Below are 24,387 nucleotides of genomic sequence, written 5' to 3' on the forward strand. Positions count from 1 at the left end.
CCTATTCCCATTCCAGTTCGGCGAAGGTCGCCGTGACGTTGCGCGGGTTGTATGCATCGAACAACAGCCAGCGCTCCCGTTCCTCCTCCGCCACATGGGCAACGGCATCCTGGATGCCGCCGCCCGCCTTCAACACCCGACGCACACCCTCCACCAGCACCGTCAGGTAGCGCCGCTGGGCATCCAGCGCTCCCGGCCAGGCCACGCGGGCCGGCCCATGGCCGGGAACGGCACGCACCGCCGGCACCCGCTCCAGCCGGTCGATCACCCGAAGCCAGCCCATGGCATTGCCGTCGACGGCCGGGACATGGTCGACGAACAGCAGGTCGCCCGTGAACAGCGTCCCTGTCTTGCGGTCGAAGACGGTCAGGTCGTTGTTGGTGTGCGCGGTCGGATAGGCGGTCAGCACGAGGATGCGGTTGCCGAGGTCGACCCGCACCTCTTCCGCCACCGGCCGGTCCACCCGGACCGGGGCGATCCCGGCCGCCGCTCCGGCACCCAGCTCCTCGGTCAGCCGTTGACGGTAGACCTCCTGGCGGGCCGCCAGCGCGTCGCGCAGGTTGGCATGGCCGGCGATGGGCACGCCGGCGAAAGCGACATTGCCGAAGACATGGTCGGGGTGCATGTGGGTGTTGATGACGATGACCGGTTTCCTGTCGGTCCGCACCGCAATGGCCTCGCGCAGACGCACCCCCAACTCCGGCGTGCCGCCGGTGTCGACGACCGCGACGAAGCTGTCGCCGACGATGAAGCCCATGTTGGCCGTATCGCCAGCGTTGTCCGGCGCTGGCTCGGCGATGGCCCCCTGGTGGACGAAGACCCCGGGCGCCACCTCCGTCATGGCCAGCGGTTCCGCCGACGCAGGCAGAGCTGCAACGAGGAGGCATAGCACAGCGCCGCCGACCTTGAGGCCGATGGTGGTCCTCATGTCCCTAGGCCTTTGCAGTCGGCATCCCGGTCCTCCAGACGATGGGCGAACAGGCTGGCGACGGTCAGGTCGGCGGAGGTGCCGGGGTTGATGCCCTGCCATTTCAAGCGCGCATCGAAGACGAACAGATGCTCGCGCCGGAGGGCCGCCGAGGATGCCGCAGCGACCTGCCGGCGCACATCGCGGGCTTCGGACAGCATGGCCGTGGCGCGATCCTCCCCATGCTTGCGCAGGACATGGCTGTCGGGAAAGGCGGTCAGGAACTCCAGATAAATGGTTTCTGCGCGCGTGACGGCGTCGCTGTCCGGCATCGACCGGGCGCGGGCGACGCCGATGTCGAAGACATCCCGAAAGCCGTCGGCATATTGGGCGGCGATGCGGTCGCGCGACCGGGCCGCCGCCATGGCGGTGCGCAGATCCACCCTCGCCGGGCCGGCGACGTCATGCTCCGCGGCATGACCCAACCCGCCGGGCGATGCATGGCGGATCGCCTCGAAGGCTGCCTCGGCATCCTCCACCGTTAACGCCGCCAGCACTGAGGCCAGCCTGTCCCGCAGCGGGCGCGTTTTTGGAATCTCGGCGGCGCGGGCCAGCGGGGCGCACAGCAGCAGGATGCCCAGGTTGGTGTTGCAGCCAACCACCGACCGGGTGGCCCGGACCGCCCTCAGGATGCGTTCACCGACCGGAACGCTGGAGCGGGCGATCTCGGGCGCTGCGGCCTCCGCCGACAGAAGGAAGTCCTCCACCGTCATGCCATGGCCGGCAGCATGCACATGGACGTTGCCGGGCTTCAGCGCCATCACCTCCGCCCGGCAAACAGCCATGAACAGTTCCGCGGTCGCAGCGTTCATCCCGCCGTTCCCGCACCCTCCGCCCCACCGAAGGACCGGTCGAGCATGTCCGAGGCAAGATGCCCGCCGTGGAAGCTGCGGCCACTGTCGAGTGCGGTGACCACCACGCGCGCCGGGGCGAACAGCAGCGGGTCGATGGCGTAGAAGTCCTTGTTCACCGCCGCGAACACCTCGGCGAAAGGGCGGCCGTAATCGCGGGACTCCGTGCTGGGCAGGCGTTTCGCCAGATCGGCGGCGGCATCGTCGGGTCCGGTGACGAAAAGCTGGACGGTGCCGCCGAACAGGATGGCGTCGTTGGTCCGCCCCATCGCCTCGACGAAGCCCTTGCCGGGCGGCGGCAACGGGGCGACGCCGATGCCGTCGGCGACATGGCCGAGCGGGAAGCCCAATACGTGCACCTTGTGCATGGCGACTTCCAGCACGCGGGCGACGATCTGCACCGTGCCGGCGAGGCTGGCCGTCGGCGTCAGCACCAGCGTCAGCCGCTCCGCCGCCACCCCGCAATCGGCGGCAATCCGCTCGACCAGCGGCGCCGGCGGGACGGTGCCGCTTTCCAGCACCAGCACCGCATGGTCGCCGCTGTCCGTATAGCCCAGCTCGTCGAACAGCGGTTCCTTGCGGGCGAGTGCGCGGCCGGGGCCGGAACCAAGCGCGAAGAAGGAGCGCCCCTCGTCCTTGTGCGACAGGCTCCAGCCGGCATATTGGCTGCCGAGGCAGGCCAGCACCGGATCGGTGCTGTGCACCGCGACCTGGAAGGGCCAGAGGTCCGACTGGGTGTCGGCCTGGAGTGTCACCCGGCCGAGACCGCCCATGCACAGTTCGGCGATGCGGCGTCCGGCCTCCAGCCCGCCGGGATGGGCGATCCCGCCATCGACGATGGTGGCGCCGGCCACGCGGTCGATGCCGAGCCGCAACCGCACCGCATCGGCGACCAGAGCGGCGGCGAGCGGAGCGGACAGGGCCGACAGGCTGGGGTACCCGATCATCGCACGGTGAGTCATGATTTGCCTTTTCCAACGATGGTCCGCGCCGCGTCCATCGCGTCCTGGAAATCGAAGGCGGCGGCGGTGCCACCGGTCTGCATCCGCTCCAGCAGATGATGCTGGACCTTGAACTTGACGTTGCCGATGGCGAGAGCGCCGATGCCGACCGCGTTCGTTTGGGCAGGCAAGGTGGCACCGTCATCCTGCACGCCGACACCCTCCACCCCGACCGGCGACACGGCGTTGATGTCGGCGACGACGCGCAGACGCTTGGCCGCACGCAAATCGTCGGCGGTCAGCACGGTCACCCCCGCCTTGCCGCAAGCCAGCACGACCTCCGCCCGCTCCATCAGCGCGGCCTTGCCGCCGGTCGATGTGTCGGCGCAGGACAGCGTGACGCCATAACGACGGCCGAACTCCTCCGCTTTGCCCTGCACCGCCGACACGCCACGGTGGCTGACCAGGGTGACGCTGCCCCCGGCCTGGGCGGCGATCAGTCCGGCGATGCCGCCGACGACGCCGGTGGCGCCATAGACCTGCACATCCAGGCCGGTCAGGCCCTCCGCCCCCAGCCGCCGCAGCGCACGTTCGACCACGGCGACCATGGCGGCGGCGGTGGTGAAGGCGCCCGACGGGTCGGCGAAGACCGAGATCCGGAAGGGCGGGAACATCGCCTTGCGTGCCACCTCCAGCATGTCCAGCGCCATTGCCGCATCGCGCCCGCCGATGAACAGGCCGGTGCGGGCCGCGTTCTTCGGATCGCGGGAGAACATGGCGTCCTGCGTCAGCGCTTCGACCTGCGCGGTCTCGATGCCGGTGTAGGGAACCACCGTGTCGATGCCGGCATCCACCGCCATGTTGACGTCAAACGGGCTGACATTTGCCAGCGGCGTGATCATGTGCAGCACATAAGGGGCGCCCATGCCTGTCTCCCTCCGGTCATTCCCCCGCTGCCCGTCGTATCGCGGGCGTGAAGTCCGCCTCGGCGGACAGGTTCCGCACCGTCGCACCGACATTCCGTCCGCGGCAGACCATCACCTCCAGCGGTGAACCGGTCCAGCGCGTGCGTATCTCACAGGCCAGCCGCTCCGCCTGTCGGGCATCGCCGATGACGGCGAACCCGGTCGGCCCCCAACTGCTCTGGCCGACCCCGGCGATCCCCTGCGCCTCCAGCCAGGCCAGCGCCTCGGCCACCAGGGGGCTGGTGAAGCGGCCGCCCTGGGCGGGTGCGAAATGGTCGCCGACCGTGCGCTGAAGCTCGCCGATGGCCTGTCCGAACCGGTCAACGTCGCCCTCGGCCAACGCCGGCAGGGCGACCATCAGCATCAGCCGGCACAGATGCGCCGCGGCGTCGGGCGAAAAGGGCGGCAACCGACGGAATGCCTCGGCCTCCGGCGCACCGTGCAGGCCGTGGCCGCCGCGATGGAGCAGGAGCAGGATGCGCCACTCCTCCGGAAACGGCGCCCGCGCGATCACCGGCGGCGCGGCGTCGAGCCCGCCCCGGCCACCGTCAAGCAGCACCCCGCCCTGCTCGAAGGCCGCCAGCCCGATGCCGGACCGGGCCCCCCGCTCCAGCGCGCGGGCCAGATCGCGGGCAGCAGTGCCGCGCCCTTCCAGGCAAACCAGCGCCGCGGCGACGGCGAGGTCCGTCTGGGTGCCGGAACCCAGCCCGACATGGGGCGGGATCGCCTCCTGCACCGTCACCGTGACGGCGTCGGGCAGCCCGGCTTCGCGCCCAAGCCGTTCGATGCTGCGGCGGACACGCTCCGCCGATGGACCGCTGACGGTCAGCCGGTCGGCGGGCCGGACACGCAGGGCGATGGCCGGGCGGTCGATGGCGATGCCGAGACTGCCGAAGCGGCGCCCCAGCCCACCGTTCAGATCGACGAAGCCGGCATGCAGGCGCGCAGGCGCACGGACCCACACCTCCCCTATCCGATTGCGCTGGTGGCTCATCTGCATTCCCTTTGCGCGGGTCACCGCACAATGTTAGCGTTACGAACAAAATTGTCCGTAGCGCGAACGAGTATCCACGCGCGGTAGCCCGAACGGGGCAAGACATATCCAGGGAGGAAACCGGGCATGAAGCGGACGCTTTGCCTGTCGGGGACCGACCATGTCCAAGCATCGGACCCTCAATGTTGGGGCCGGTTCTTGGGCGGATCGTGGCGAAGATCGCCAACGTCCTTGAGTTCGACTTGAATTCTTCGGTCTGACTTCGTTCTTCCCGCTCAGGCGATTGGGGGGCCATGACCTTCCACCCCGACACTCTCTGTCCGTTCTGCGGGCTCGGCTGCGGCGACATCGGGATCGACCGGGACCAGTCCGGTATCGCTCCACGGCCGAGCGGCTGCCCGCAGGCCGACCGGCTCTTCCGACGCTCCATGGCGGTGCCGACGGATGCCCGTCTGGACGGAGCCGCCATTTCCATGGACGACGCGATTGCCGAGGCAGTCCGGTTGCTGCGATCCAGCCGCGCGCCGCTGATCGCCGGACTGGCGGCCGATGTGGAAGGCGTGCTCGCCGCGCTCAGCCTCGCCGAACGCATCGGCGCGACCGTGGATCATGAGCGCTCGGATGCCCTGTTCCGCAATCTGTCGGTCCTGCGCCGCTTCGGCTGGTCGGTGACCACGCTGGCGGAGTTGCGCAACCGCTGCGACCTCGTCCTGGTCGTGGGACCTGACCCGGCCGCGGCCTTTCCGCGCCTGTGGGAGCGCTGGGTGGTCCCGGAATCGGCCTTCGCGGCCGGCACTGGCCGGAACGTCGTCTTCCTGGGCGGGGAACCGCTGCCGGAAACCGTGCGGTGCCTTGGCGGCAGGATCGAAACAAGCGGGGTGGACACCGGCGCTGAGACCGATCTGGCGACGCTGGTCGGCCGGTTGAGGACAGCATTGGCCGGACGGTCGGCGGCGGACGATCCGATGGCGGCCTTGGCGGCCCGGTTGCGCTCCGCCCGCTATGCGGTGGTGGTGTGGGCGGCGGGGCTGTTCGAGGGGCCGCAGCCGGACCTGATCGTCGAGGGGGTGGTGCGCCTGATCCGTACGGTGGACGGCACCACCCGCTGCGCCGGTCTTCCCTTGTCCGGGGCCGACAACCTGATCGGCGCCAATCAGGCCTGCGGCTGGCGCACCGGCTTTCCCTTGCGCACCGGTTTCGATGGCGGCGGGCCGCTGCACGATCCGGAACGCTTCGACTGGCGCACGCGCCTGCGCGATGCCGACGTGACGCTGTGGATTTCCGCTTTCCGTCCGGATGCACCGTCCCTCGCCACCGGCGGCAGCGTCATCATGCTGGCGCCGCCGGAGACGATAGTTGTGCCGGAGCCGGTGCTGTTCATTCCGGTCGGCACCCCGGGCATCGACCATCCTGGCGACGTGTTCCGCGCCGACAGCGTAGTGGCTTTGCATGCCGGCGCCCTGATCGAAAGGAGCCTGCCGAGCGTCGCCGACGTGATCGGCCGGATGCTGGCGGCACTCGGCCAAAACGCCAGAACCAGGGAGGCCGCCGGATGCTGACGAAGCTCACCGGCGGGCGGCTGTTCGACCCGGCCAATGGGCGGCATGGCGAGGTTGCCGACCTCTGGCTGCGCGACGACCGCATCGCCGCCGATCCGGGGCCGGGCGCCGCGCCGGACGCGGTGCATGACGTGACCGGCAAAGTGGTGATGGCCGGCGCCATCGACATCCACAGCCACATCGCCGGCGGCAAGGTGAACCTCGCCCGCCTGCTGATGGGGGAGGAGCACGACCGGCACCGCTTCGCCGGCCATGCCTGCGGCCACAATAGGATCGGGGGCGGCAGCGGCATCGCCACGCCGTCCACCCACACCACCGGCGCCCGCTATATCGAGATGGGATTCACCGCCGCCTTCGAGCCGGCGATGTTGGGCTCCAACGCCCGGCATGCGCATCTGGAGATGAGCGACATCCCCTATATCGACACCGGCGGCTATCTGGTGCTGGGAAACGACGATTTCCTGCTGGATCTGATCGCCACCAACGCCGGGCAGGCGGCGGTCAACGATTATGTCGCCTGGATGCTGACGGCGACCCAGAGCCTTGCCGTCAAGGTGGTCAATCCCGGCGGCATCAACGCCTTCAAGTTCAACGCCCGCTCGCTCGACCTGGACGAGGCCGGGCCGCATTACGGCGTCACGCCGCGCAGCGTCCTGACGGTGCTGGCCCGTGCGGTCTACGAGCTGGGGCTGCCCCACCCGCTGCATGTCCATGGCTGCAATCTGGGGGTTCCCGGCAACGTCGCGACGACGCTCGACACCATCCAGGCGGCATCGGGGCTGCCGATGCACATGACACACATCCAGTTCCACAGCTACGACACGGTGGGAGACCGCAAATTTTCCTCGGGTGCCGCGGCGCTGGCGGAGGCGGTGAACCGGACGCCGACGCTGTCGGTGGACATCGGGCAGGTGATGTTCGGGCAGACGGTAACGGCATCGGCCGACACCATGGCGCAACGCCACACGGCACCGCTTGCCCACCCCCGCAAATGGCTGGCGATGGACATCGAATGCGACGCCGGCTGCGGCGTGGTCCCCTTCCGCTACCGCGACACGTCCTATGTCAACGCGCTGCAATGGGCAATCGGTCTGGAGCTTTTCCTGCTGCTCGACGATCCCTGGCGGGTGTTCCTGACCACCGACCACCCCAACGGCGCGCCCTTCACCTTCTATCCGGAACTGATCTGGCTGCTGATGGACCGCGATTACCGGCTGGCGAAGCTGGCCGAAATCCATCCCGACGCGCCGGCCCACACCACGCTGGGCTCCATCACCCGCGAATACACGCTGGCCGAGATCGCCATCATGACCCGCGCGGCGCCGGCCCGCATCCTGGGGCTTGCCGACCGCGGCCATCTGGCGCCGGGCGCTTCGGCCGACGTCACCGTCTACAGCGATGTGCCGGACCGCCGCGGCATGTTCGAACGGCCCGATCTGGTCTTCAAAAGCGGCCGGCTGGTGGTGCGCGACGGCGTGCTGGTGGCAATGGCGCAGGGCTGCACCCATGTCGTCCGCCCCGGCTACGACGATTTGATCGAGCGCCGCATCGCCCGCCATTTCGACGAGCGGCTCGGCCTGCCGATCAAGCATTTCCGCATCCAGGACGCGGAAATCCGCCATGGCGCCGGGCCGCAGCTCCATCCCTGCCGGCGGCGGGAGGTGCCGTGATGGCGGAAATGCAGATCAACGGCGTGCGCGTCGAGGACACCTTCGCCGAGGCGTTTCCGATGACCTACACGCGGCTGGTCATCACCGCCGACACGCCCGCCTGGGTGGAGGCGGCGACATCTAGCCTGACCGGCTTCGCCACCTCGGTCATCGGCTGCGGTTGCGAGGCGGCGGTGGAACGGCTGCTGACACCGGAGGAAACGCCGGACAACCGGCCGGGTGCCGCGGTGATGATCTTCGGCATGTCCACCGGCGACCTCGCCAAGCTGGTGGTCAACCGGGTCGGGCAATGCATCATGACCTCGCCGGGGTCGGCCTGCTATGCCGGGCTTCTTGAGGGGACCAAGCGCATTCCGCTCGGCGGGGGTTTGCGCTATTTCGGCGACGGGCACCAGATTTCCAAGAAATTCGGCGACCGCCGTTTCTGGCGCCTGCCGGTGATGGATGGCGAGTTCGTCTGCGAGGACAGCGTCGCCGTGGCCAAGGGCATCGGCGGCGGCAACTTCCTGATCCTGGCCGCCAGCCACCGCCAGTGTCTTGCCGCGGCGGAGGCGGCGGTCGCGGCGATCCGGCCCTTGCCCGGCATCATCCTGCCCTTCCCCGGCGGGGTGGTGCGGTCGGGGTCCAAGGTGGGGTCCAAATACAAGGCGTTGATCGCCTCCACCAACACGCGATTCTGTCCGACGCTGCGGGCGGTCGAGCCGCAAACGCTGCTGGCCCCGAACGTCGAAGCGGTGCTGGAACTGGTGCTGGACGGCATCGACGAGGCGGCGATCCGCACAGGCATGCGGGCCGGCATTGCCGCCGCGGCGGCCGGGGGAACGGCGGCCGGCGTGCTGGCGATCACCGCCGGGAATTACGGTGGCAAGCTGGGGCCGCACCATTTCCACCTCCATGAGGTTATGGGCGAGGGGATGGAATGAGCGGCATGACCCTGACCTTCCGCGGCGATGCCGGAATGGCGGTGGACATGTCCGCCCTGCTGCCCGAACGGCTGGCCGGCCTGACGGCCGATGAGGTCGCCGGACTGCCGCTGCCCTGTGGCGGTGGGGTGGCGACCGTCGGCGGGATGTTCGAGGTGTCGGCGGGCGATGCGGCCGAGGGCTTGCTGATCCGGCCGGGACAGGCCGTCCTGCACCGGGTCGGCGCCGGCATGGCGTCCGGACGCATCCTGGTGGAGGGCGACGCCGGCAGCCATGCCGGTGCCGGGATGAGCGGCGGACTGCTGCGCATTGCCGGCAATGCCGGGGATGCCCTGGGCGGCGCCCTGCCCGGCTTGCCGCTGGGGATGCGCGGCGGGCTGATCGGCGTCGGCGGCAGCGCCGGTGACCGCGCGGCCGAACGGATGCGGCGCGGCATCGTCGTCGTCGACGGGCCGGTCGGCGCCTATGCTGCCGGCTTCATGGTCGCGGGGACGCTGGCCGCCGGTGGCGGCTGCGGTCCACATCCGGGCTTCGGCATGCGGCGTGGCACGCTGCTGCTGGGCAGGGCGCAGGACGAAACACCCGGAGGCTTTGTCGACGGAGGCATGCGGGACTGGCTGTTCCTGCATCTGCTGCGGCGCGCCCTGGAGGGAACCGGAAGCTGGTTCGAGCGCGCGGGCACCACCCGTGCCCATCGGTTCATCGGCGACCTTGCGGAGGGAGGGCATGGTGAGATTCTGGCAATGGCCTGAGCGACGATCCCGCTTATCGAAGCCGCGGCAACTGGTTGCCGCAGCCCTGCCGCTTTTGGGCCTGTTGGCCCTTGCGCCACCGGCAGCCGCCCAGGGAAGCGGTTCGCAGGACCCAGGCGCCACGGTGGTGCTGATCGGCTATCTGGCACGCCAGGAGGATCCACGCACCCCGCTCAGCTTCATGGAGCCGGTCGCGACCGACGAAGGGCTTCAGGGGGCCCGGCTGGCGCTCGCCGACAACAACACGACCGGCGTCTTCCTGAAACAGAGCTACCGGCTGGTGGAGCAGGTGCTGCCGCAGGACGGCGACATCTCCGCCGGGGTGAAGGCGCTGGCCGACGAGGGGGTGCGCTTCGTCGTCGCCGATCTGCCGGCCGATGCGCTGCTCGCCGCCGCCGACCGGCCGGAAGCCAAGTCCATGGTGCTTTTCAACGCGCGCGCCAGCGATGATGCGCTGCGCAACGAGCAATGCCGCGCCAACATCCTGCACACCGCCCCCAGCCGGCGCATGCTGGCCGATGCACTGGCACAGTATCTCGCCTGGAAGAAATGGCCGCGGTGGAGCCTGCTGACCGGCCGCGACCCTGGCGATGCGCTCTATGCCGACGCCGTCCGCCGCGCGGCCAAGCGCTTCGGCGGCCGGATCGTCGATGAGAAATCCTGGACCTTCGACACCGGGAACCGGCGCACCGACACCGGCGTCACCACCATCCAGTCGGACATCCCGCTCGCGACCCAGGGGCCGGATTACGACGTGCTGGTCGTCGCCGACGAAGCGGGTGATTTCGGCGACTATCTCGACGGACGCACCTGGTATCCGCGCCCGGTCGCCGGCACCCAGGGTCTGACCGCAACCGCCTGGTCGCGGGTGAACGAACAGTGGGGCGGCACCCAGCTGCAAAACCGGTTCGAAAAGCTGGCCGGACGCTGGATGACGCCACGCGACTATGCCGCGTGGCTGGCGGTGCGCAGCGTCGGAGAGGCGGCTGCCCGGACCGGCGCCACCGGCTTCGATGGCCTGACCGGCTATCTGCACAGCCCCGATTTCGAACTGGCGGGCTTCAAGGGCGAGGCGCTGTCCTTCCGCGCCTGGGACGGGCAGATGCGCCAGCCCATCCTGATCGCCGGGCCGCGGATGCTGGTCTCGGTATCGCCGCAGGAGGGGTTCCTGCACCCGGTCACACCTCTCGACACGCTCGGCGACGATGCGCCGGAAAGCAAATGCCGTCTCAACCGATAGGGCGGAACCAACAAGGCGGACCACACCATGCGATTCCTGCTGTCCTGCACCCTGCTGCTTCTCGCCGGCCCGGTCCTCGTTGCCGAGCCCCTCCTCGCCGAAACCATTTTCGTGTCCAACGAGAAGGACAACCAGATCGCCGTGGTCGACGGCGACAGCCTTCAGATCAAAAACAAGATCAAGGTCGGCCGGCGTCCACGCGGCATCACGCTGAGCGCCGACGGCACACAGCTTTACGTGTGCGTCGGCGACGACAACCGCATCGACGTGGTGGACATCGCCAGCGGCAAGATTGTCCACACATTGCCGTCCGGTCCCGATCCGGAACTGTTCGTGCTGTCGCCCGACGGAACGAAGCTTTACGTCGCCAACGAGAACGACAACATGGTGACGGTGATCGACGTCGCCGAACGCAAGGCCATCGGCAACATCCAGGTCGGCGTCGAGCCGGAAGGGATGGGGATCAGCCCCGACGGCAAGATTCTGGTCAACACCTCCGAAACCACCAACATGGCACACTTCATCGACACGGAGAAACACGCCGTCGTCGGCAATGTGCTGGTGGACAGCCGGCCGCGCGTCGCCCGCTTCACCGACGACGGCAAGCAGGTCTGGGTGTCGAGCGAGATCGGCGGCACGGTCAGCGTGATCGACGCGGCGGCCCACAAGGTGATCAAGAAGATCCGGTTCGAGGTCACCGGCGTCCGGCGCGAGGCCATCCAAGCCGTGGGCATCCAGATGACGAAGGACGGCAAGCGCGCCTTCGTGGCGCTGGGTCCGGCAAACCGCATCGCCGAGATCGACACCGGCAGCCTTGAGGTGAAACGCTATTTCCTGGTCGGGCAGCGCGTGTGGAACCTCGCCTTCTCCCCCGACGAGAAGCGGCTCTACACCACCAACGGCATCAGCAACGATCTGTCGGTGATCGACCTGGAGCGCAACAAGGTGATCAAGAGCATTCCGGTCGGCGGCGCGCCCTGGGGCATCGTCGTCAAGCCATGAACTGACGGAACCCCTTGCCGGACCGTCCGGTTGATGGGGATGGCCGGGTGCGTCGGCAAATTGCCGACGATGGCCCGACGCGGCTCGCGGCAGGACCGGACGGTCCTGAACCGCCTCGCCAGGATTGACCATCCCCGGAGACCCACGATGAAACGCTTCACCACACTGCCCTTGACGGGCCTCGCATTGGCCGCCGGCCTTGCGATTGCCGCGCTGCCGGCCTCGGCGCAATCCACCGGCAATCCGACCGGCGGCTCCACCGGTACCAACACGCAGAACGCCCCGGCCGGTACCACCGGACAATTGCCGCCCGACTCCCTGCCCGGCAAGCGCCAGGGCGCCATCGGCGGCGCTCCGGTCCCGCAGGGCAGCTCCGGCAGTTCCACCGACGGCACCAGCGCCCCGACCGGACAGCTTCCGGGCGGCTCCCTCCAACAGGAAAGGCAGGGCGTGATCGGCGGCGCCCCGGTCACCCAGGGCGGCTCGGGCCAATCGACCGGCAAGCAGGAGAGCCAGTAACCGGGGCCATTTCCGGTTTCCCGACGGACAAGCAACCGCCACCTTCCCGAAGATGGGGTAGCGCGGCCCGAAAGGCCGCGCCATCCCGGTCCTTTAACGGTCAACGGGACGGCGGCGGTTGCGATTTCAAGTTACTCCAAACCTCTTTTGAGGGTTTGTTGGCAAAACAAACAAGATGCCATAATGCCTGCCGTGACCGACGCCGTGGCTGCAGCTATCCGGCCATCAATCATGCTGGATCGACATGCCCGCATGACCGCGACGGTCCTCCAATGATTTCAAAATCCATGGGAGAAAGCGGCGATGGGCATGTGGCAGGGGTCATCCCCGAAAATCAATCGCGTGCTGGTGGGCGAATCCTTGGTCGGCGACGGCAACGAGGTCGCCCATATCGACCTGATCATGGGACCGCGCGGCAGTGCGGCGGAAACCGCCTTCTGCAACGCGCTGACCAACAACAAGGACGGCTTCACCAGCCTTCTGGCGGTCATCGCCCCCAACCTGCAATGCAAACCCTCCACCATCCTGTTCAACAAGGTCACGATCAAGGGGGCGGAACAGGCGGTGCAGATGTTCGGGCCGGCCCAGCATGGCGTCGCCAAGGCGGTCGCCGACTGTGTCGCCGCTGGCACCATCCCGCAGGATGAGATCGACAACATCTTCATCTGCGTAGGCGTCTTCATCCATTGGGAAGCCAAGGACAACGCCAAGATCCAGGACTATAATTACCGCGCCACTAAGGAAGCCATCGAGCGCGCGGTGTCTGGCTATCCAGGCCTCAAGGATCTGCTGAACCAGAAGGATTCGGCCAAGCATCCCTTCGCCGCCTGACACTGGGTCCGGTGGCGTCCTGCAGGATGGCGGTGGCCGGATCACCGTCATCGGGTACGCCACCGGCCGCATCCGGACCGGCGCGATAGGACCGGATACCGTCCATGCGCCAAAAATCTCATTATCTGCAAATTGCAAATAACGACACCTCTGGCCATCACCATAAACTTCAATTATATTTTTAATAAAAGGCATTTATTTTGAACTCCGCGGCAAATCAGCGGACGGCGCACATATTTTTTCTAATTCCAACAAGATAATTCCCCATAATTATTGCCGCAGCGCAACAAATCTGGCCTAAATTATCTTAAGACTATCCATTGGGATGATGGCTGACTTGCGGACTCACGGGTACAATTTCCTAGTGGGCTCCCGCGGCAATGTTGCCTGATCGCCCATTCCAGCGGAGGATGCGGACATGAAGACTTGGCGCAAGCCGACGATTGTCGAGATTTCGGTCGGCACCGAAATCAACGCCTACGCCTGCGCCGGTTTGTAACCGGCAAAGGCGATCCATTCCCAAACATCCTTAGCACGTCTTCAACTCAAGGCCGGCAGCGGCTCGAAATGGGCGAAGAACTGCCCCGCATCGTCCGGCGCGCCCACATCGTAGTGCAGCGCGCAGAGTCGCAGCCGGCCGGCATTCCCCAACTCCGGGCCCGACAGCATGGTGTGGAAACTCTCACCACCGAGCAGGCGATGCGCGGTCGTGAGGTAAAGCCGTGAAAGCACCCGATCGCGCAGCATGGTGTCGAGCATCTGCGGCCCCGTCAGCAGATAGATGCTGCGCAGTCCCCGGCTGCCGAGTTCGCGGACCAGCGCCCCACCGTCCACCGACGCGCCGGCACCGGCGACCAGCACCTCATAGCCGGCGCGCCGCCAATGCGCGACCCGCTCGGCCGGAGCCCATGCACCGGTGGCGAGGATCACGCGCTGACCATGACTTGCAGGCGAGTCCGGCATCGGGAAGTCCAGGCCGGCGCTGGCGACGACCACAGCAGGCTGGGGTGAAAGGCCGTTGTCCACCCGCCACTGCGCCAGATCCCGCGTGGCCGCCTGAGTGCCGATTTGCAGAACGTTGTCCAATCGCCCCGCCGCAAGGTCCCGCAGGTAACCGCCATGAGTGACCAGACAGTCCGCCTGCGCCTGAAGTTCGAGGAACAGCCGGAAGTCGTTGCCGCTGACCAGCCCGGCCGGCAGCCGGCTTTCCCCGGAGGCGGGGTCGCGCAAGGCGATGCGCCCGTCCAGGCTGGCGACGAAGCTGGCATAGACGAACGGCGCGCCGGCACTCCCCTGCTCATGAAGGCGGTGGGCGAGATAGGCGCCGGACAATGCGATGTCCTCAGACGCGCCGGGATAGAGGCGCAGCAGGCGGGCAGTCATCGCGGTTCCCTCAATCACCGCGGTTCCTTCGATGCAACGGCATCGACCTGGCCCAGAAAATCGGCGGCCAGCGCATCGGCAATGTCGGTCTTGCTGACCGATTGCAGGCCCTGCCATGCCGGCATCGAATTGACCTCCAGCACCAGCCAGCGGTCGCCGGCGCCAGGATCGGCAATCAGATCGACACCGGCATAATCCGCCCCCACGGCGGCGGCGGCGCGCACCGCCAGATCGGCGGCGGTGCCGTCCGGCGCCATGGCCTCGCAGCGGGCGCCCTGATGCACATTGGTGATCCAACTGCGGCCATGGCGGATCATGGCGGCCACCGCACGCCCTCCCACGACGAAGACCCGGCAATCGCGCCACTCGCCCTCCCGGCGCGGCGGCACAAAGGATTGAAGGTAATAGACGCCGGCCACCGCCTCGGACTCCGGCACGTCGTCTGGGGTGGACAGGCGACGCAGGCCGCGTCCCTGGGCGCCGAACAGCGGCTTCAGCACGCAGTCCGGCGTGTTCCCCACCACGGCATGCGCCATATCGGCAGATTGAACGGCGACGGAGGGAGGCGTCGGCAGACCGGACCGGGCCAGCAGGAAACTGGTGGCGCTCTTGTCCACACAGCGTTCGATGGCCCGGGCGGTGTTGTAGACGGGGACGCCCAGCTGGTCGAGCGCGTGAAGCACTCCCAAGCGCAGCGTCACCTGTTCGAAGCTGCCCTGACCGATCACCCTCACGAAAGCACCGGACGGCAGGCTGTCGCCAAAGCCCGGCAGCAGAAGATCGGTCAGCGTCCGTCCGACGGCGAAGCCGCAGGCGCTCAACGAAACGCGCCGGCATTCGACACCGCGGCGCGCGAATGCCCGCTCCAGGCGTGCCGCGTGCCAATCGGCTCCGTCGGTGAACAAAGCGACTGCACCGCTCATGCCGCCTCCACCATGATGAAGAGCCGGCGCAGCGTCCGGGCATACCGGCCGGCAAGGCGCCGGGCCTCCAGCAGGTCGTCTGCGTCGGCGAGCACGGTGCAAAGCGGCGCTCCGGTCGGGACATGCGCAGGCGTTTGCGGCCGGTCGGCTGTCCAGTCCGGCCAGCGCAGTTCCTCCGACAAATAGACCGGAGCCGTGGCGTAGACGACCGTGGCAGCGCGGCAGCCGGCAAGCGGTGGCAGTGCAGCCGGCAGTTGCCTGGCGCAGGCCGCCAGATGCAGGCCGAACAGGCTGGGCATCGGCGGACGGTCGAACAGGTCGAGCGTCGCTCCCAGCCGCGGGTTAATCTCCAGCAGGCACCATCCGGCAGACCCAACCAGGAAATCGGCACTGTTCAGCCCGACCAGCCCAACCGCTTCGGCGATTACCGCCGTCGCCTCGATCATCGCCGCGCCCATCCTTCCGCAAGCCGGCAACGGGCCGACCGCCCCGCCGTAACGGTAGGGCTGCCTGGGTGCCGGCGCCACCCATTGCCGGCTGAAGCCCACCGGCCGGATGCCACGGCCGTCGGCCAGGAACAGCAGGGACACCGGACGCCCGCCCATGCGGCGCTGTGCATAATGGCCGGCCGCCAGTCGTTTGGAGGCCCGCCGGATGTGGCCGCCACCGCTGGCACCTGCGCGCTTCACCAGCCAGCCGTCGCTATTCGGCAGCGACAGCGAGACCTCCGGATGCGGAATGCCGAGACGGGCAAGCAGGGTTGCAAAAGCGAGAGGATCCTTCACCTGCGCCACCGCTTCCGCGTGGTTGCCGATCACCGGCCGGACGCGGGCAAGCGCCGCCAGAAGATCGGGTTGGTCCTCGAACCCGGCGCCATAGACCAGCGGCAGCCCGCGCAAATCGGGCAAGGCCAGCGTCCGCCGCAATGCGCCGGCGGAAATACGCAGCCGGCGCGACGGCAGGTTTAGGCAGGGGGTGGCCATGGCTGCCGTATCCGCGTCGGCGAACAGATCGATGGCGGCGACGCTGCGCCCGCCGCGGCAGGCGCTGGCCGCCAGCGCCCGTGCCGACAGCGCAACCACGACGAATTCCGGAACTGCCGTCGGGGTCAAGCTCCACCCCCTCGGAAAAGCATCTTGAACAATCGTTTGCAATGCCAACAATCAGGCGCGAACGCTCTCTTTGCAATGACCCTTCCGAAGCATGGCGACCGCCGCCCACCGGATTTGACTCCGGCATCGAACAGGGTGTGTCCTGGGGAAAACAGGATGTACGAAGCCGCGATCCCTGCAGAGCCTCCGCCGATTCCTGCGATCCATGGCCCCCCCGCCCTGGCGGTGGAGGAGTTGAGCCACAATTTCGGCAAGCGCTTGGCGCTGGATCGCGTCTCCTTCGCCGTGGCACCCGGCGGTTTCACCATGCTGCTGGGCCTGAACGGGGCGGGAAAGACCACGCTGTTTTCGCTGATCACCCGGCTCTATTCCAACCGGACCGGCGCCATTCGCATCTTCGGCTTCGACCTGCGGCGCCAGCCGACCCGCGCATTGGAGCGGATCGGCGTGGTGTTCCAGCAGCCGACGCTCGACCTCGATCTCACGGTCCGGCAGAACCTGCGCTATCACGGCGGCCTGCATGGGATGTCGCCCGCCGACTGCGAAGCCCGCGCACGGGAGGAACTGGCGCGCATCGGCCTTGCCGACCGCGGCGACGACAAGGTCCGCGCCCTGTCCGGCGGACAGCGAAGGCGGGTGGAGATCGCCCGTGCGCTGCTGCACCGGCCGAGCCTGCTGCTGCTCGACGAACCGACGGTCGGTCTGGACACGGACTCGCGCCGCCACATTCTGACCCATGTCCGCGCGCTGTGCCGGGAGCAGGGACTGGCGGTCCTGTGGGCCACCCATTTGATGGACGAGGCGACCGACGATGATTCCGTCGTCGTGCTGCACCAGGGTCGGCTGCGCGCCTCCGGCACGGTGCGGACGGTCTGCGCCGAGACCGCCACCGCCTCCCTGCCCGCCGCCTTCGCCGTCCTGACCACAGGGGAGCGCCGGCCATGAGCGCCGCAACCTACTGGTACTGCCTGCGCAGCATCATCGTGCGCGAAGGCCTGCGTTTCCTGCACCAGCGCGAGCGTTTCTTCGCCGCCCTGGTCCGGCCGCTGGTCTGGCTGGCGATCTTCGCCGTCGGCTTCCGGGCCGTGCTGGGCGTGTCGATCATCCCGCCTTACGAAACCTACATCCTCTACGACGAGTATGTGGTTCCGGGGCTGGTCGCGATGATCCAGCTGTTCAACGGCATGCAGAACTCGCTGTCGATGGTCTATGACCGCGAGATGGGCAGCATGCGGACGCTGCTGGTCAGTCCCCTGCCGCGCTGGTACCTGCTGGTCGCCAAGCTGCTGGCGGGTGTCGCGGTGTCGATTGCACAGGTTTATGTGTTTCTCGGCATCGCATGGCTGTGGGGGGTGGAGCCGCCACCGCTGGGCTATCTCGCGGCCCTGCCGGCGCTGCTGCTCAGCGGGCTGATGCTGGGGGCGCTCGGCCTGCTGCTGTCGTCCTTCGTCCGGCAACTGGAGAATTTCGCCGGGGTGATGAACTTCGTGATCTTCCCGATGTTCTTCGCCTCCTCCGCCCTCTATCCGCTCTGGCGGATCAGAGAGGGCAGCCCGGCGCTTTACCAGATCGCCGCCTGGAACCCCTTCACCCAGGCGGTGGAGCTGATCCGTTTCAGCCTGTATCTCCGAGTCGATGTCAGTGCCTTGCTGTGGGTGGCCGGCTGTCTCGCCCTGTTCCTGGGTGCGGCGGTCCTGGCCTACGATCCGGGGCGCGGTTTCTGGGCGCGGCGGGGTGGCCCGGCCGAACAGGCCTGATATCGGGAGCGTCGGATTCGGCGTTCTCGATCTTCCGGATTAACTCTTCGGTCTCGCCCTACCCGTTATTCCGCCTCTTTCGAAAACTTTCGAACGGTGGCGGAAAATAATCTTCACAGCCTATCTTTATTTGATCAAACTGATTGTCAGTATCGCCAACAGAGTGCGGGGCAGTTTAGAACCCCGCCAACAGTCGTGTCCCGTCATTTAGGACCGGCACGCCTGCGATGCCAAAACAGTTCGAAATCTGAGCGCCGGTAACCGAACCGCCCGACGTCTCTCAGTTCGACGTCATGCGTCCATCGTCGAGAGAGAACGCCCTCTCTGAAGATCGCCTTTCACGGAAGCCGCCGCCTGCCGCCGCACGAGTTTCTGGGACCACGGACGACCGCCGAAAAAACGGGAGGAAACACATGAACCCCTTTGTGCGCTGTCTGCTCGTCACCGCCGCGATCCAGGCGGCCGCCGCCGCCATCCCCACCGGTGCTTTCGCCAACGACGACATTCTGAAGAACCAGAAGGACCCGTCCAACTGGGCACTGCAGCTCGGAAATTATGCCGGCCAGCGTTACAGCACGCTCGACCAGATCACCCGCGACAACGTGAAGAACCTGCGCCCGGTGTGGCAGTTCTCCACCGGCGTGCTTCGCGGCCACGAAGGCGGTCCCATCGTGGTGGGCGACACGATGTACATCTCGACGCCCTTCCCCAACAACGTCTATGCGCTCGATCTCAACGACAATGGCCGCATCAAGTGGAAGTATGAGCCGAGACAGGATTCGTCCGTCATCCCCGTGATGTGCTGCGACACCGTCACCCGCGGTGTGGCGGTCGCCGGCAACAAGCTGTTCCTAGGTCAGGCCGACAACACGCTGGTGGCGCTGGACACCGAAACCGGCAAGGTGCTGTGGTCGGCCAAGAATGGCGACGCCAGCAAGGGCGAGACGCTGACCGCTGCCCCGCTGGTGGTGAAGGACAAGGTCTATGTCGGCATCAGCGGCGGCGAGTTCGGCGTGCGCGGCCATCTGACCGCTTACGACATCAACTCCGGCAAGATGGTGTGGCGGGCCTATTCGACCGGTCCCGACAAGGACGTGATGATCGACCCGCAGAAGACGATGATGCTCGGCAAGCCGATCGGCGAACCCGACCTCGGCATCAAGACCTGGCCGGCCGACCAGTGGAAGATCGGTGGTGGCACCACCTGGGGCTGGTACACCTACGATCCCGAACTGAACCTGATCTATTACGGCACCGGCAACCCGGGCACCTGGAACCCGGCGCAGCGCGCGGTCGACAAGGACCGGGCCAAGAGCGACAACAAATGGTCGATGACCATCTTCGCCCGCGATGCAGACACCGGACAGGCGAAATGGGTGTTCCAGAAGACGCCCTTCGACGAATGGGATTATGACGGCGTCAACGAGAACATTCTGGCCGACGTCACCATCGGCGGGGGCAAGCGCAAGGCGCTGATCAATTTCGACCGCAACGGCTTCGCCTATACCATCGACCGCACAAACGGCGAACTGCTGGTCGCTCAGAAATACGATCCTTCCGTCAACTGGGCGAGCGAGATCGACATGAAGACCGGCCGGCCGAAGGTGAACGACAAGTACAGCACCTTCGCCCAGGGCGAGGATCACAACACCACCGGCGTCTGCCCGGCAGCGCTGGGCTCCAAGGACCAGCAGCCGGCCAGCTACTCGCCCGACAGCGGCCTGATCTATGTGCCGACCAACCACATCTGCATGGATTACGAGCCGTTCAAGGTGGAGTATTCCGCCGGCCAGCCCTATGTCGGTGCGACGCTCAGCATGTATCCGGCGCCCGATTCCCATGGCGGCATGGGCAACTTCATCGCCTGGGATCCGTCCGCCGGCAAGATCGTCTGGTCGAAGCCCGAACGTTTCGCGGTGTGGAGCGGTGCCCTGTCGACCAAGGGCGGCGTCGGTTTCTACGGGACGCTGGAGGGCTATCTGAAGGCGTTCGACCTGAAGGACGGCAAGGACCTCTACAACTTCAAGACCTCGTCCGGCATCATCGGCAACGTCAACACCTACATGCACAAGGGCAAGCAATACATCGCCGTGCTGTCGGGTGTCGGCGGCTGGGCCGGAATCGGACTGGCCGCCGGTCTGACCGGCGAACAGGAAGGGCTGGGCGCCGTCGGCGCACACAAGGCGCTGGGCGAATACACCCAGCTGGGCGGCACGCTGACCGTCTTCGCCTTGCCGGACACTCAGTAACGAACAAGCGGGCGCCGGTTCCCAAGGCTGGGGGCCGGCGCCTGCACAATTTCCAGGCTGATGGCGCCTACGCATGAAGGCAGTGGGGAGAGAAAACAAGATGCCCAAATACCTGATCGGGCTGTGCGCCGCCGTCGGGTTCACCGCAACCGTGACCCTCGGCACCGCATTCGGCCAGCAGGATGCAGCACAGAAACCGGAGCAGAGCCCAACACCGCCGAACCAGACGCAAACCGCTCAAACTCCGGCCACGCAAAGCCCGACCGCCCAGGCTCCAACCACGCAGGCGCCAGCCGGCGGAAACGCCGCGCAGGAGGCGAAGGTCGCCGACCCGGAGGAACTGGTGGACGATCAGGGCGTGCCACTCTACGCGGTGCGGGACGGCAAGGTGGACCAGGGGACCTACAACGGCTATCGGCGCTATGCCTCGTCCTGCCATGTCTGTCACGGGCCGGACGGGCTCGGTTCGTCCTTCGCGCCGGCGCTGGCCGATTCACTGAAGCGGATGGACTATTGGCAATTCACCGACGTGGTGACCAACGGCCGCAAGAACATGGGCGCCACCGGCGACAAGGTGATGCCGACCTTCGGGTCCGATCCCAACGTGATGCTCAACCTCGCCGACATCTACCGCTATCTGAAGGCGCGTTCGGACGACAAGATCGGCCGCGGACGGCCCGAGCGGTTCAAAGCGCCGTCGTGAGTCCGGCATGACCCGCCGGCTCTCCTTTTCCAGGCGTGTCCTGTACCTGGCCGTCGCGCTCTGCGCGGCGGCTGCGTCCATTGGCCGACCTGCCAGTGCGGCAGAGGGCATCCCCACCGAGGTGCTGCGCGTCTGCGCCGACGCCAGCCTGCTTCCATTCTCCAACGAGCGCCGCGAGGGGTTCGAGAACCGGATCGCCCAGCTGATCGCCGACGATCTGAAGGTGCCACTGACCTTCACGTGGTGGCCGCAGACCATCGGCTTTGTCCGCAACACGCTGCGCACCCGCCAGTGCGATCTGGTGATGGGCACGGCGGTCGGCGAAGAGCTGATGCAGAACACCAATCCCTATTACCGGTCGACCTATGCGCTGATCTATCGGAAGGATTCCGGGATCACGGCGAAGACGCTGGCCGATCCGTCGCTGCAGGGGGCACGCATCGGCGTCATCGCCCGCACGCCGCCTTCCGCGGTGATGCTGCGCCATGGGTTGATCAACATGGAGCCCTACCAGCTCGACACCGATACGCGCGCCCACCATCCAGCCCAGCAGGCGGTGGAGGACGTGGCGGCGGCACGCACCGATGCCGCCATCGTCTGGGGCCCGATTGCCGGCTATTTCGCCGCCCGGCAGCAGGTGCCGCTGGCGGTCGTGCCGTTGATGGACGAGCCGGGGGCTTCGCCCTTTCAGTACATGATCTCCATGGGCCTCCGTCCGGACGAGCCGGACTGGCGGCACTGGCTGAACGACTTCATCGTCCGCCGCCAGGGCGACATCGACCGCATCCTCGCCGAATACCATGTCCCGCTGGTCGATGCCGACGGAACCATCCGGGCAGAGGTGGCGGAGCCGGACGGCTATCGCATGACCGATTACCGCTCCCCCACCCCGCCCGGCCTGCGCGGTGCCGAAACGGTGGGAGCAGCGGAGGTGGAGCGGCTGGCGAAGGCCGGCGCCGTCCTGGTCGACGTGCTGCCGACGCCACCGAAACCGGCGGGTCTGGCGGCGGACAGCCGTTGGGTGCCGCCACCGCATCGCAGCCTTCCCGGCGCCCATTGGTTGCCGAATGTCGGCTACGGCGCGCCGTCGGATGAACAGGAGGCTTATTTCCGCACCGGCCTGGAGGCACTGACCGCGGGTGACCGCAAGCGTCCACTGGTGGTGTTCTGCCAGCCCGACTGCTGGATGAGCTGGAATGCGGCCAAGCGCGCGGTCGCCCTGGGCTATCAGGCGGTCAAATGGTTCCCGGCCGGCACCGAAGGCTGGACGGCGGCGGGACATGAGCTGGTCACGGTCGAACCGGAACCGAGCCCTGTATCCTCAAACTCAGCATCTAAGGTTGCAAATTGAGTGCTCCGCTCAGGACAGCAACGCCGTCAGCATCCGGGCGATCTGGCCGAGCCGCTGCTCGATCCGGGCCGGCTGCTCGCACACCGCGGTCTGTGACCGGCGGCGGTCATCGAGGATGCGGCGGTCCCAGGCGATGGCATCCTTGATCTCCTTCGCGCGGGCCGCGTCGCCCGATGCGGCGTCGAGGTCGCGCAGGCTGGCGGCGATGCGGTCGCGCAGGGCCCGCTGGTGCTGGGCGTACCGCTCGATGGAGGCGATGGCGGCGGTGCGCTGACGATCCAGCGTCTGGAAGGTTCCGGCGAACACCAGGGCGAGCCTGCGGTCGTGCTCCTGCTCCGCGCCCTGCTTGACCGGCCCCGCCAGTGCCTCGACCTGCGGCTCCAGCGTCGCGGGATCGACGCTGTCGTCGGCGGCGCGCCGGACCAGGGTGGAGACCGCGGGGTCTCGTTGCCATTCGTCCATCAGGCCGTCGAGCGACGGGCCATCCCAGACCGAAGCCGGGGACAAGCTGGGGACGAGGATTTGCTGGCAGGGCCAGTCGGGGTTCTTCGGGTCCTGCGCGATGGCGGCGGCGGGCAATCCGGCGCCCATGGCGATGGCCAGAGCCGCGGCGAAGGCGGGTCCGAGGACGGAGGAATATCGTTGCATGGTGGGAATGATGGCTCCGCCAACGATTCGGCGCAATCGGAACCGCTGCGCAAAAGGAGAAGCCCGATGGATCATGTGGGGAGGTGGGCCGCAGCCGCTATCATCGCTGTTGCGATGGTCGCTTTGCCGGCACCGGCATCGGCGCGGACACTGGTGTTGGACCTCGAACTGGAGGACAGCAGCGGCGAAGCCCCATCCGCGGAGCATAAGGAGCGGTTGAAGCGGGTCAGCGCGGAGCTGCGTCATGCCCTCGATGCCAAGGGGTATGACGTGATCGGCGACGCGGCCACCGCCGGACTGGTCCCGCCGGGAACGGCGATCCGGTCCTGCAACGGCTGCGAGCGCGACATCGCGCGGGCGGCCGGGGCCGATCTGGTCGTCTTCGGCATCGTCCGCAAGGTCAGCAGCCTGATCCTGTGGATCGGCGTGGTCGTCGAGGATGTCGGTACCGGCCAGATGGTGACGACGGCACGCGGCGACATCCGCGGCGACAGCGAGACCGCATGGTCGCGCGGCGTCGGCTGGCTGGTCGAGCATCGGCTGGCGGAGCATGCGCCGCAAAAGCGGTAGGCGGGCGGCGGGGAGGACCGAGGAATGCCGGACGAATCTGAAAGCGGCTACAGCAGCATCATGAACGTCCTGCGACCGCCGCCGCCGCGCACGGCGGCCCTGATGCGCCGCTACGATCTGGTGCTGCGCGACTATGTCGGCGATTTCCGCATCGGCGTCTGGGACCATGAGAAGACCCGGACCCAGCGCGTGCGGGTCAGCCTGACCGTCACGGTGGAGGTGCCGAACCGGCCCTTCGTCGACGATCTCGAAGCCGTCGTCTCCTACGAATACCTGATCAAGGGGGTCGAAGCCTTCATGCAAAGCCAGCACATCCAACTGCTGGAGGTGCTGGCGGAGAAACTGCTGGCGCTGTGCCTGTCGCCGCCGCAGGCCGTCTTTGCCCGGGTGCAGGTGGAAAAGCTGGAGATCGTCCCGCAGGCCGCCGGGGTGGGCGTGGTGCTGACCGGCGCACGGGAGCCGTCGTAACGGTAGCAA

The 24,387-nt window shown here is 67.4% G+C and carries 25 protein-coding genes; 16 read left to right on the forward strand and 9 right to left on the reverse strand.

The features are described from left to right. Nucleotide 1 precedes the first annotated feature (1 nt). Genes ABNQ39_RS25635 through ABNQ39_RS25655 form a run of 5 tightly spaced genes read right to left on the reverse strand, consistent with a single transcriptional unit; the run spans nt 2 to nt 4,718 of the window. The gene (locus tag ABNQ39_RS25635; protein ID WP_376963568.1) at nt 2-928 is read right to left on the reverse strand and encodes a quinoprotein relay system zinc metallohydrolase 2; all 927 of its coding nucleotides are present in this window, start codon (nt 926-928) and stop codon (nt 2-4) included. After that, the gene (locus ABNQ39_RS25640; protein ID WP_376963571.1) at nt 925-1,779 is read right to left on the reverse strand and encodes a triphosphoribosyl-dephospho-CoA synthase; all 855 of its coding nucleotides are present in this window, start codon (nt 1,777-1,779) and stop codon (nt 925-927) included. Before ABNQ39_RS25640 ends, ABNQ39_RS25635 begins: the two co-directional genes overlap by 4 nt. After that, nucleotides 1,776-2,780, reverse strand: a complete 1,005-nt coding sequence (gene mch / locus ABNQ39_RS25645; protein WP_376963574.1) for a methenyltetrahydromethanopterin cyclohydrolase — start codon at nt 2,778-2,780, stop codon at nt 1,776-1,778. Before mch ends, ABNQ39_RS25640 begins: the two co-directional genes overlap by 4 nt. Further along, complete coding sequence (locus ABNQ39_RS25650) at nt 2,777-3,685, reverse strand: NAD(P)-dependent methylenetetrahydromethanopterin dehydrogenase (protein ID WP_376963577.1); 909 nt, start codon at nt 3,683-3,685, stop codon at nt 2,777-2,779. The genes mch and ABNQ39_RS25650 overlap by 4 nt, the downstream gene beginning before the upstream one ends. A gap of 16 nt (nt 3,686-3,701) precedes the next feature. Then, nucleotides 3,702-4,718 (reverse strand): beta-ribofuranosylaminobenzene 5'-phosphate synthase family protein, encoded by a 1,017-nt coding sequence (locus ABNQ39_RS25655; RefSeq protein WP_376963579.1) that lies wholly within the window; start codon nt 4,716-4,718, stop codon nt 3,702-3,704. Nucleotides 4,719-5,011: 293 nt separating this feature from the next. On the opposite strand from ABNQ39_RS25655, the gene ABNQ39_RS25660 reads away from it, so the two are divergent. The 9 genes from ABNQ39_RS25660 to pqqA all read left to right on the forward strand — a co-directional run bounded on the left by ABNQ39_RS25660 (nt 5,012) and on the right by pqqA (nt 13,713). Further along, nucleotides 5,012-6,277 (forward strand): formylmethanofuran dehydrogenase, encoded by a 1,266-nt coding sequence (locus ABNQ39_RS25660; protein ID WP_376963581.1) that lies wholly within the window; start codon nt 5,012-5,014, stop codon nt 6,275-6,277. After that, nucleotides 6,271-7,947 (forward strand): formylmethanofuran dehydrogenase subunit A, encoded by a 1,677-nt coding sequence (locus ABNQ39_RS25665; protein ID WP_376963588.1) that lies wholly within the window; start codon nt 6,271-6,273, stop codon nt 7,945-7,947. Before ABNQ39_RS25660 ends, ABNQ39_RS25665 begins: the two co-directional genes overlap by 7 nt. Next, nucleotides 7,947-8,870, forward strand: coding sequence for a formylmethanofuran--tetrahydromethanopterin N-formyltransferase (fhcD, locus tag ABNQ39_RS25670; protein WP_376963591.1), 924 nt, complete (start codon nt 7,947-7,949; stop codon nt 8,868-8,870). The genes ABNQ39_RS25665 and fhcD overlap by 1 nt, the downstream gene beginning before the upstream one ends. Then, complete coding sequence (locus ABNQ39_RS25675) at nt 8,867-9,622, forward strand: formylmethanofuran dehydrogenase subunit C (protein ID WP_376963594.1); 756 nt, start codon at nt 8,867-8,869, stop codon at nt 9,620-9,622. The genes fhcD and ABNQ39_RS25675 overlap by 4 nt, the downstream gene beginning before the upstream one ends. A gap of 124 nt (nt 9,623-9,746) precedes the next feature. Continuing rightward, the gene (locus tag ABNQ39_RS25680) at nt 9,747-10,862 is read left to right on the forward strand and encodes an ABC transporter substrate-binding protein (RefSeq protein ID WP_376963597.1); all 1,116 of its coding nucleotides are present in this window, start codon (nt 9,747-9,749) and stop codon (nt 10,860-10,862) included. Nucleotides 10,863-10,889: 27 nt separating this feature from the next. Then, complete coding sequence (locus ABNQ39_RS25685) at nt 10,890-11,864, forward strand: PQQ-dependent catabolism-associated beta-propeller protein (RefSeq protein ID WP_109047351.1); 975 nt, start codon at nt 10,890-10,892, stop codon at nt 11,862-11,864. Nucleotides 11,865-12,011: 147 nt separating this feature from the next. After that, entirely contained in the window at nt 12,012-12,383 is a 372-nt protein-coding gene (locus tag ABNQ39_RS25690; protein ID WP_376963601.1) for a hypothetical protein, read from the forward strand. Between the two features lie 303 nt (nt 12,384-12,686). Beyond that, nucleotides 12,687-13,214, forward strand: a complete 528-nt coding sequence (fae, locus tag ABNQ39_RS25695) for a formaldehyde-activating enzyme (RefSeq protein ID WP_376963604.1) — start codon at nt 12,687-12,689, stop codon at nt 13,212-13,214. A gap of 418 nt (nt 13,215-13,632) precedes the next feature. Beyond that, complete coding sequence (gene pqqA / locus ABNQ39_RS25700; protein ID WP_085083035.1) at nt 13,633-13,713, forward strand: pyrroloquinoline quinone precursor peptide PqqA; 81 nt, start codon at nt 13,633-13,635, stop codon at nt 13,711-13,713. A 41-nt stretch (nt 13,714-13,754) separates the two neighbouring features. On the opposite strand, the gene ABNQ39_RS25705 is transcribed toward pqqA, so the two are convergent. From ABNQ39_RS25705 to ABNQ39_RS25715, 3 genes are read right to left on the reverse strand one after another with little or no spacing between them, the layout of a single operon-like run. Next, nucleotides 13,755-14,615, reverse strand: a complete 861-nt coding sequence (locus ABNQ39_RS25705) for a RibD family protein (protein ID WP_376963607.1) — start codon at nt 14,613-14,615, stop codon at nt 13,755-13,757. Next, nucleotides 14,612-15,520: a RimK family alpha-L-glutamate ligase gene (locus ABNQ39_RS25710; protein WP_376963609.1), complete on the reverse strand. Its 909-nt coding sequence runs from the start codon at nt 15,518-15,520 to the stop codon at nt 14,612-14,614. Before ABNQ39_RS25710 ends, ABNQ39_RS25705 begins: the two co-directional genes overlap by 4 nt. Further along, a complete protein-coding gene (locus ABNQ39_RS25715) occupies nt 15,517-16,632 on the reverse strand; it encodes an ATP-grasp domain-containing protein (RefSeq protein ID WP_376963612.1) in 1,116 nt (371 codons plus the stop codon). Before ABNQ39_RS25715 ends, ABNQ39_RS25710 begins: the two co-directional genes overlap by 4 nt. A gap of 156 nt (nt 16,633-16,788) precedes the next feature. Here ABNQ39_RS25715 and ABNQ39_RS25720 point away from each other — a divergent pair, with 156 nt between their 5' ends. The 5 genes from ABNQ39_RS25720 to ABNQ39_RS25740 all read left to right on the forward strand — a co-directional run bounded on the left by ABNQ39_RS25720 (nt 16,789) and on the right by ABNQ39_RS25740 (nt 22,692). After that, nucleotides 16,789-17,577 carry an ABC transporter ATP-binding protein gene (locus ABNQ39_RS25720; RefSeq protein WP_376963615.1) on the forward strand — a complete coding sequence of 263 codons (789 nt, stop codon included), beginning with the start codon at nt 16,789-16,791 and terminating at the stop codon, nt 17,575-17,577. Next, nucleotides 17,574-18,389, forward strand: coding sequence for an ABC transporter permease (locus ABNQ39_RS25725; RefSeq protein ID WP_098736895.1), 816 nt, complete (start codon nt 17,574-17,576; stop codon nt 18,387-18,389). Before ABNQ39_RS25720 ends, ABNQ39_RS25725 begins: the two co-directional genes overlap by 4 nt. A gap of 413 nt (nt 18,390-18,802) precedes the next feature. Beyond that, nucleotides 18,803-20,638, forward strand: a complete 1,836-nt coding sequence (locus ABNQ39_RS25730; protein WP_376963618.1) for a methanol/ethanol family PQQ-dependent dehydrogenase — start codon at nt 18,803-18,805, stop codon at nt 20,636-20,638. Between the two features lie 100 nt (nt 20,639-20,738). Further along, entirely contained in the window at nt 20,739-21,341 is a 603-nt protein-coding gene (locus tag ABNQ39_RS25735) for a c-type cytochrome (RefSeq protein ID WP_376963621.1), read from the forward strand. A 7-nt stretch (nt 21,342-21,348) separates the two neighbouring features. Then, the gene (locus ABNQ39_RS25740; RefSeq protein WP_376963624.1) at nt 21,349-22,692 is read left to right on the forward strand and encodes a quinoprotein dehydrogenase-associated putative ABC transporter substrate-binding protein; all 1,344 of its coding nucleotides are present in this window, start codon (nt 21,349-21,351) and stop codon (nt 22,690-22,692) included. A gap of 9 nt (nt 22,693-22,701) precedes the next feature. On the opposite strand, the gene ABNQ39_RS25745 is transcribed toward ABNQ39_RS25740, so the two are convergent. Next, nucleotides 22,702-23,340, reverse strand: a complete 639-nt coding sequence (locus ABNQ39_RS25745) for a hypothetical protein (protein WP_376963627.1) — start codon at nt 23,338-23,340, stop codon at nt 22,702-22,704. Nucleotides 23,341-23,493: 153 nt separating this feature from the next. Here ABNQ39_RS25745 and ABNQ39_RS25750 point away from each other — a divergent pair, with 153 nt between their 5' ends. Together ABNQ39_RS25750 and ABNQ39_RS25755 are read left to right on the forward strand one after the other, a co-directional pair. Beyond that, nucleotides 23,494-23,910: a DUF3280 domain-containing protein gene (locus ABNQ39_RS25750; protein WP_376963630.1), complete on the forward strand. Its 417-nt coding sequence runs from the start codon at nt 23,494-23,496 to the stop codon at nt 23,908-23,910. A 24-nt stretch (nt 23,911-23,934) separates the two neighbouring features. Beyond that, entirely contained in the window at nt 23,935-24,378 is a 444-nt protein-coding gene (locus ABNQ39_RS25755) for a dihydroneopterin aldolase (protein WP_376963632.1), read from the forward strand. Nucleotides 24,379-24,387 lie beyond the last annotated feature (9 nt).

Origin of the sequence: Azospirillum sp. A26, assembly GCF_042604635.1 — a bacterium.
Taxonomy (GTDB): domain Bacteria; phylum Pseudomonadota; class Alphaproteobacteria; order Azospirillales; family Azospirillaceae; genus Azospirillum; species Azospirillum palustre.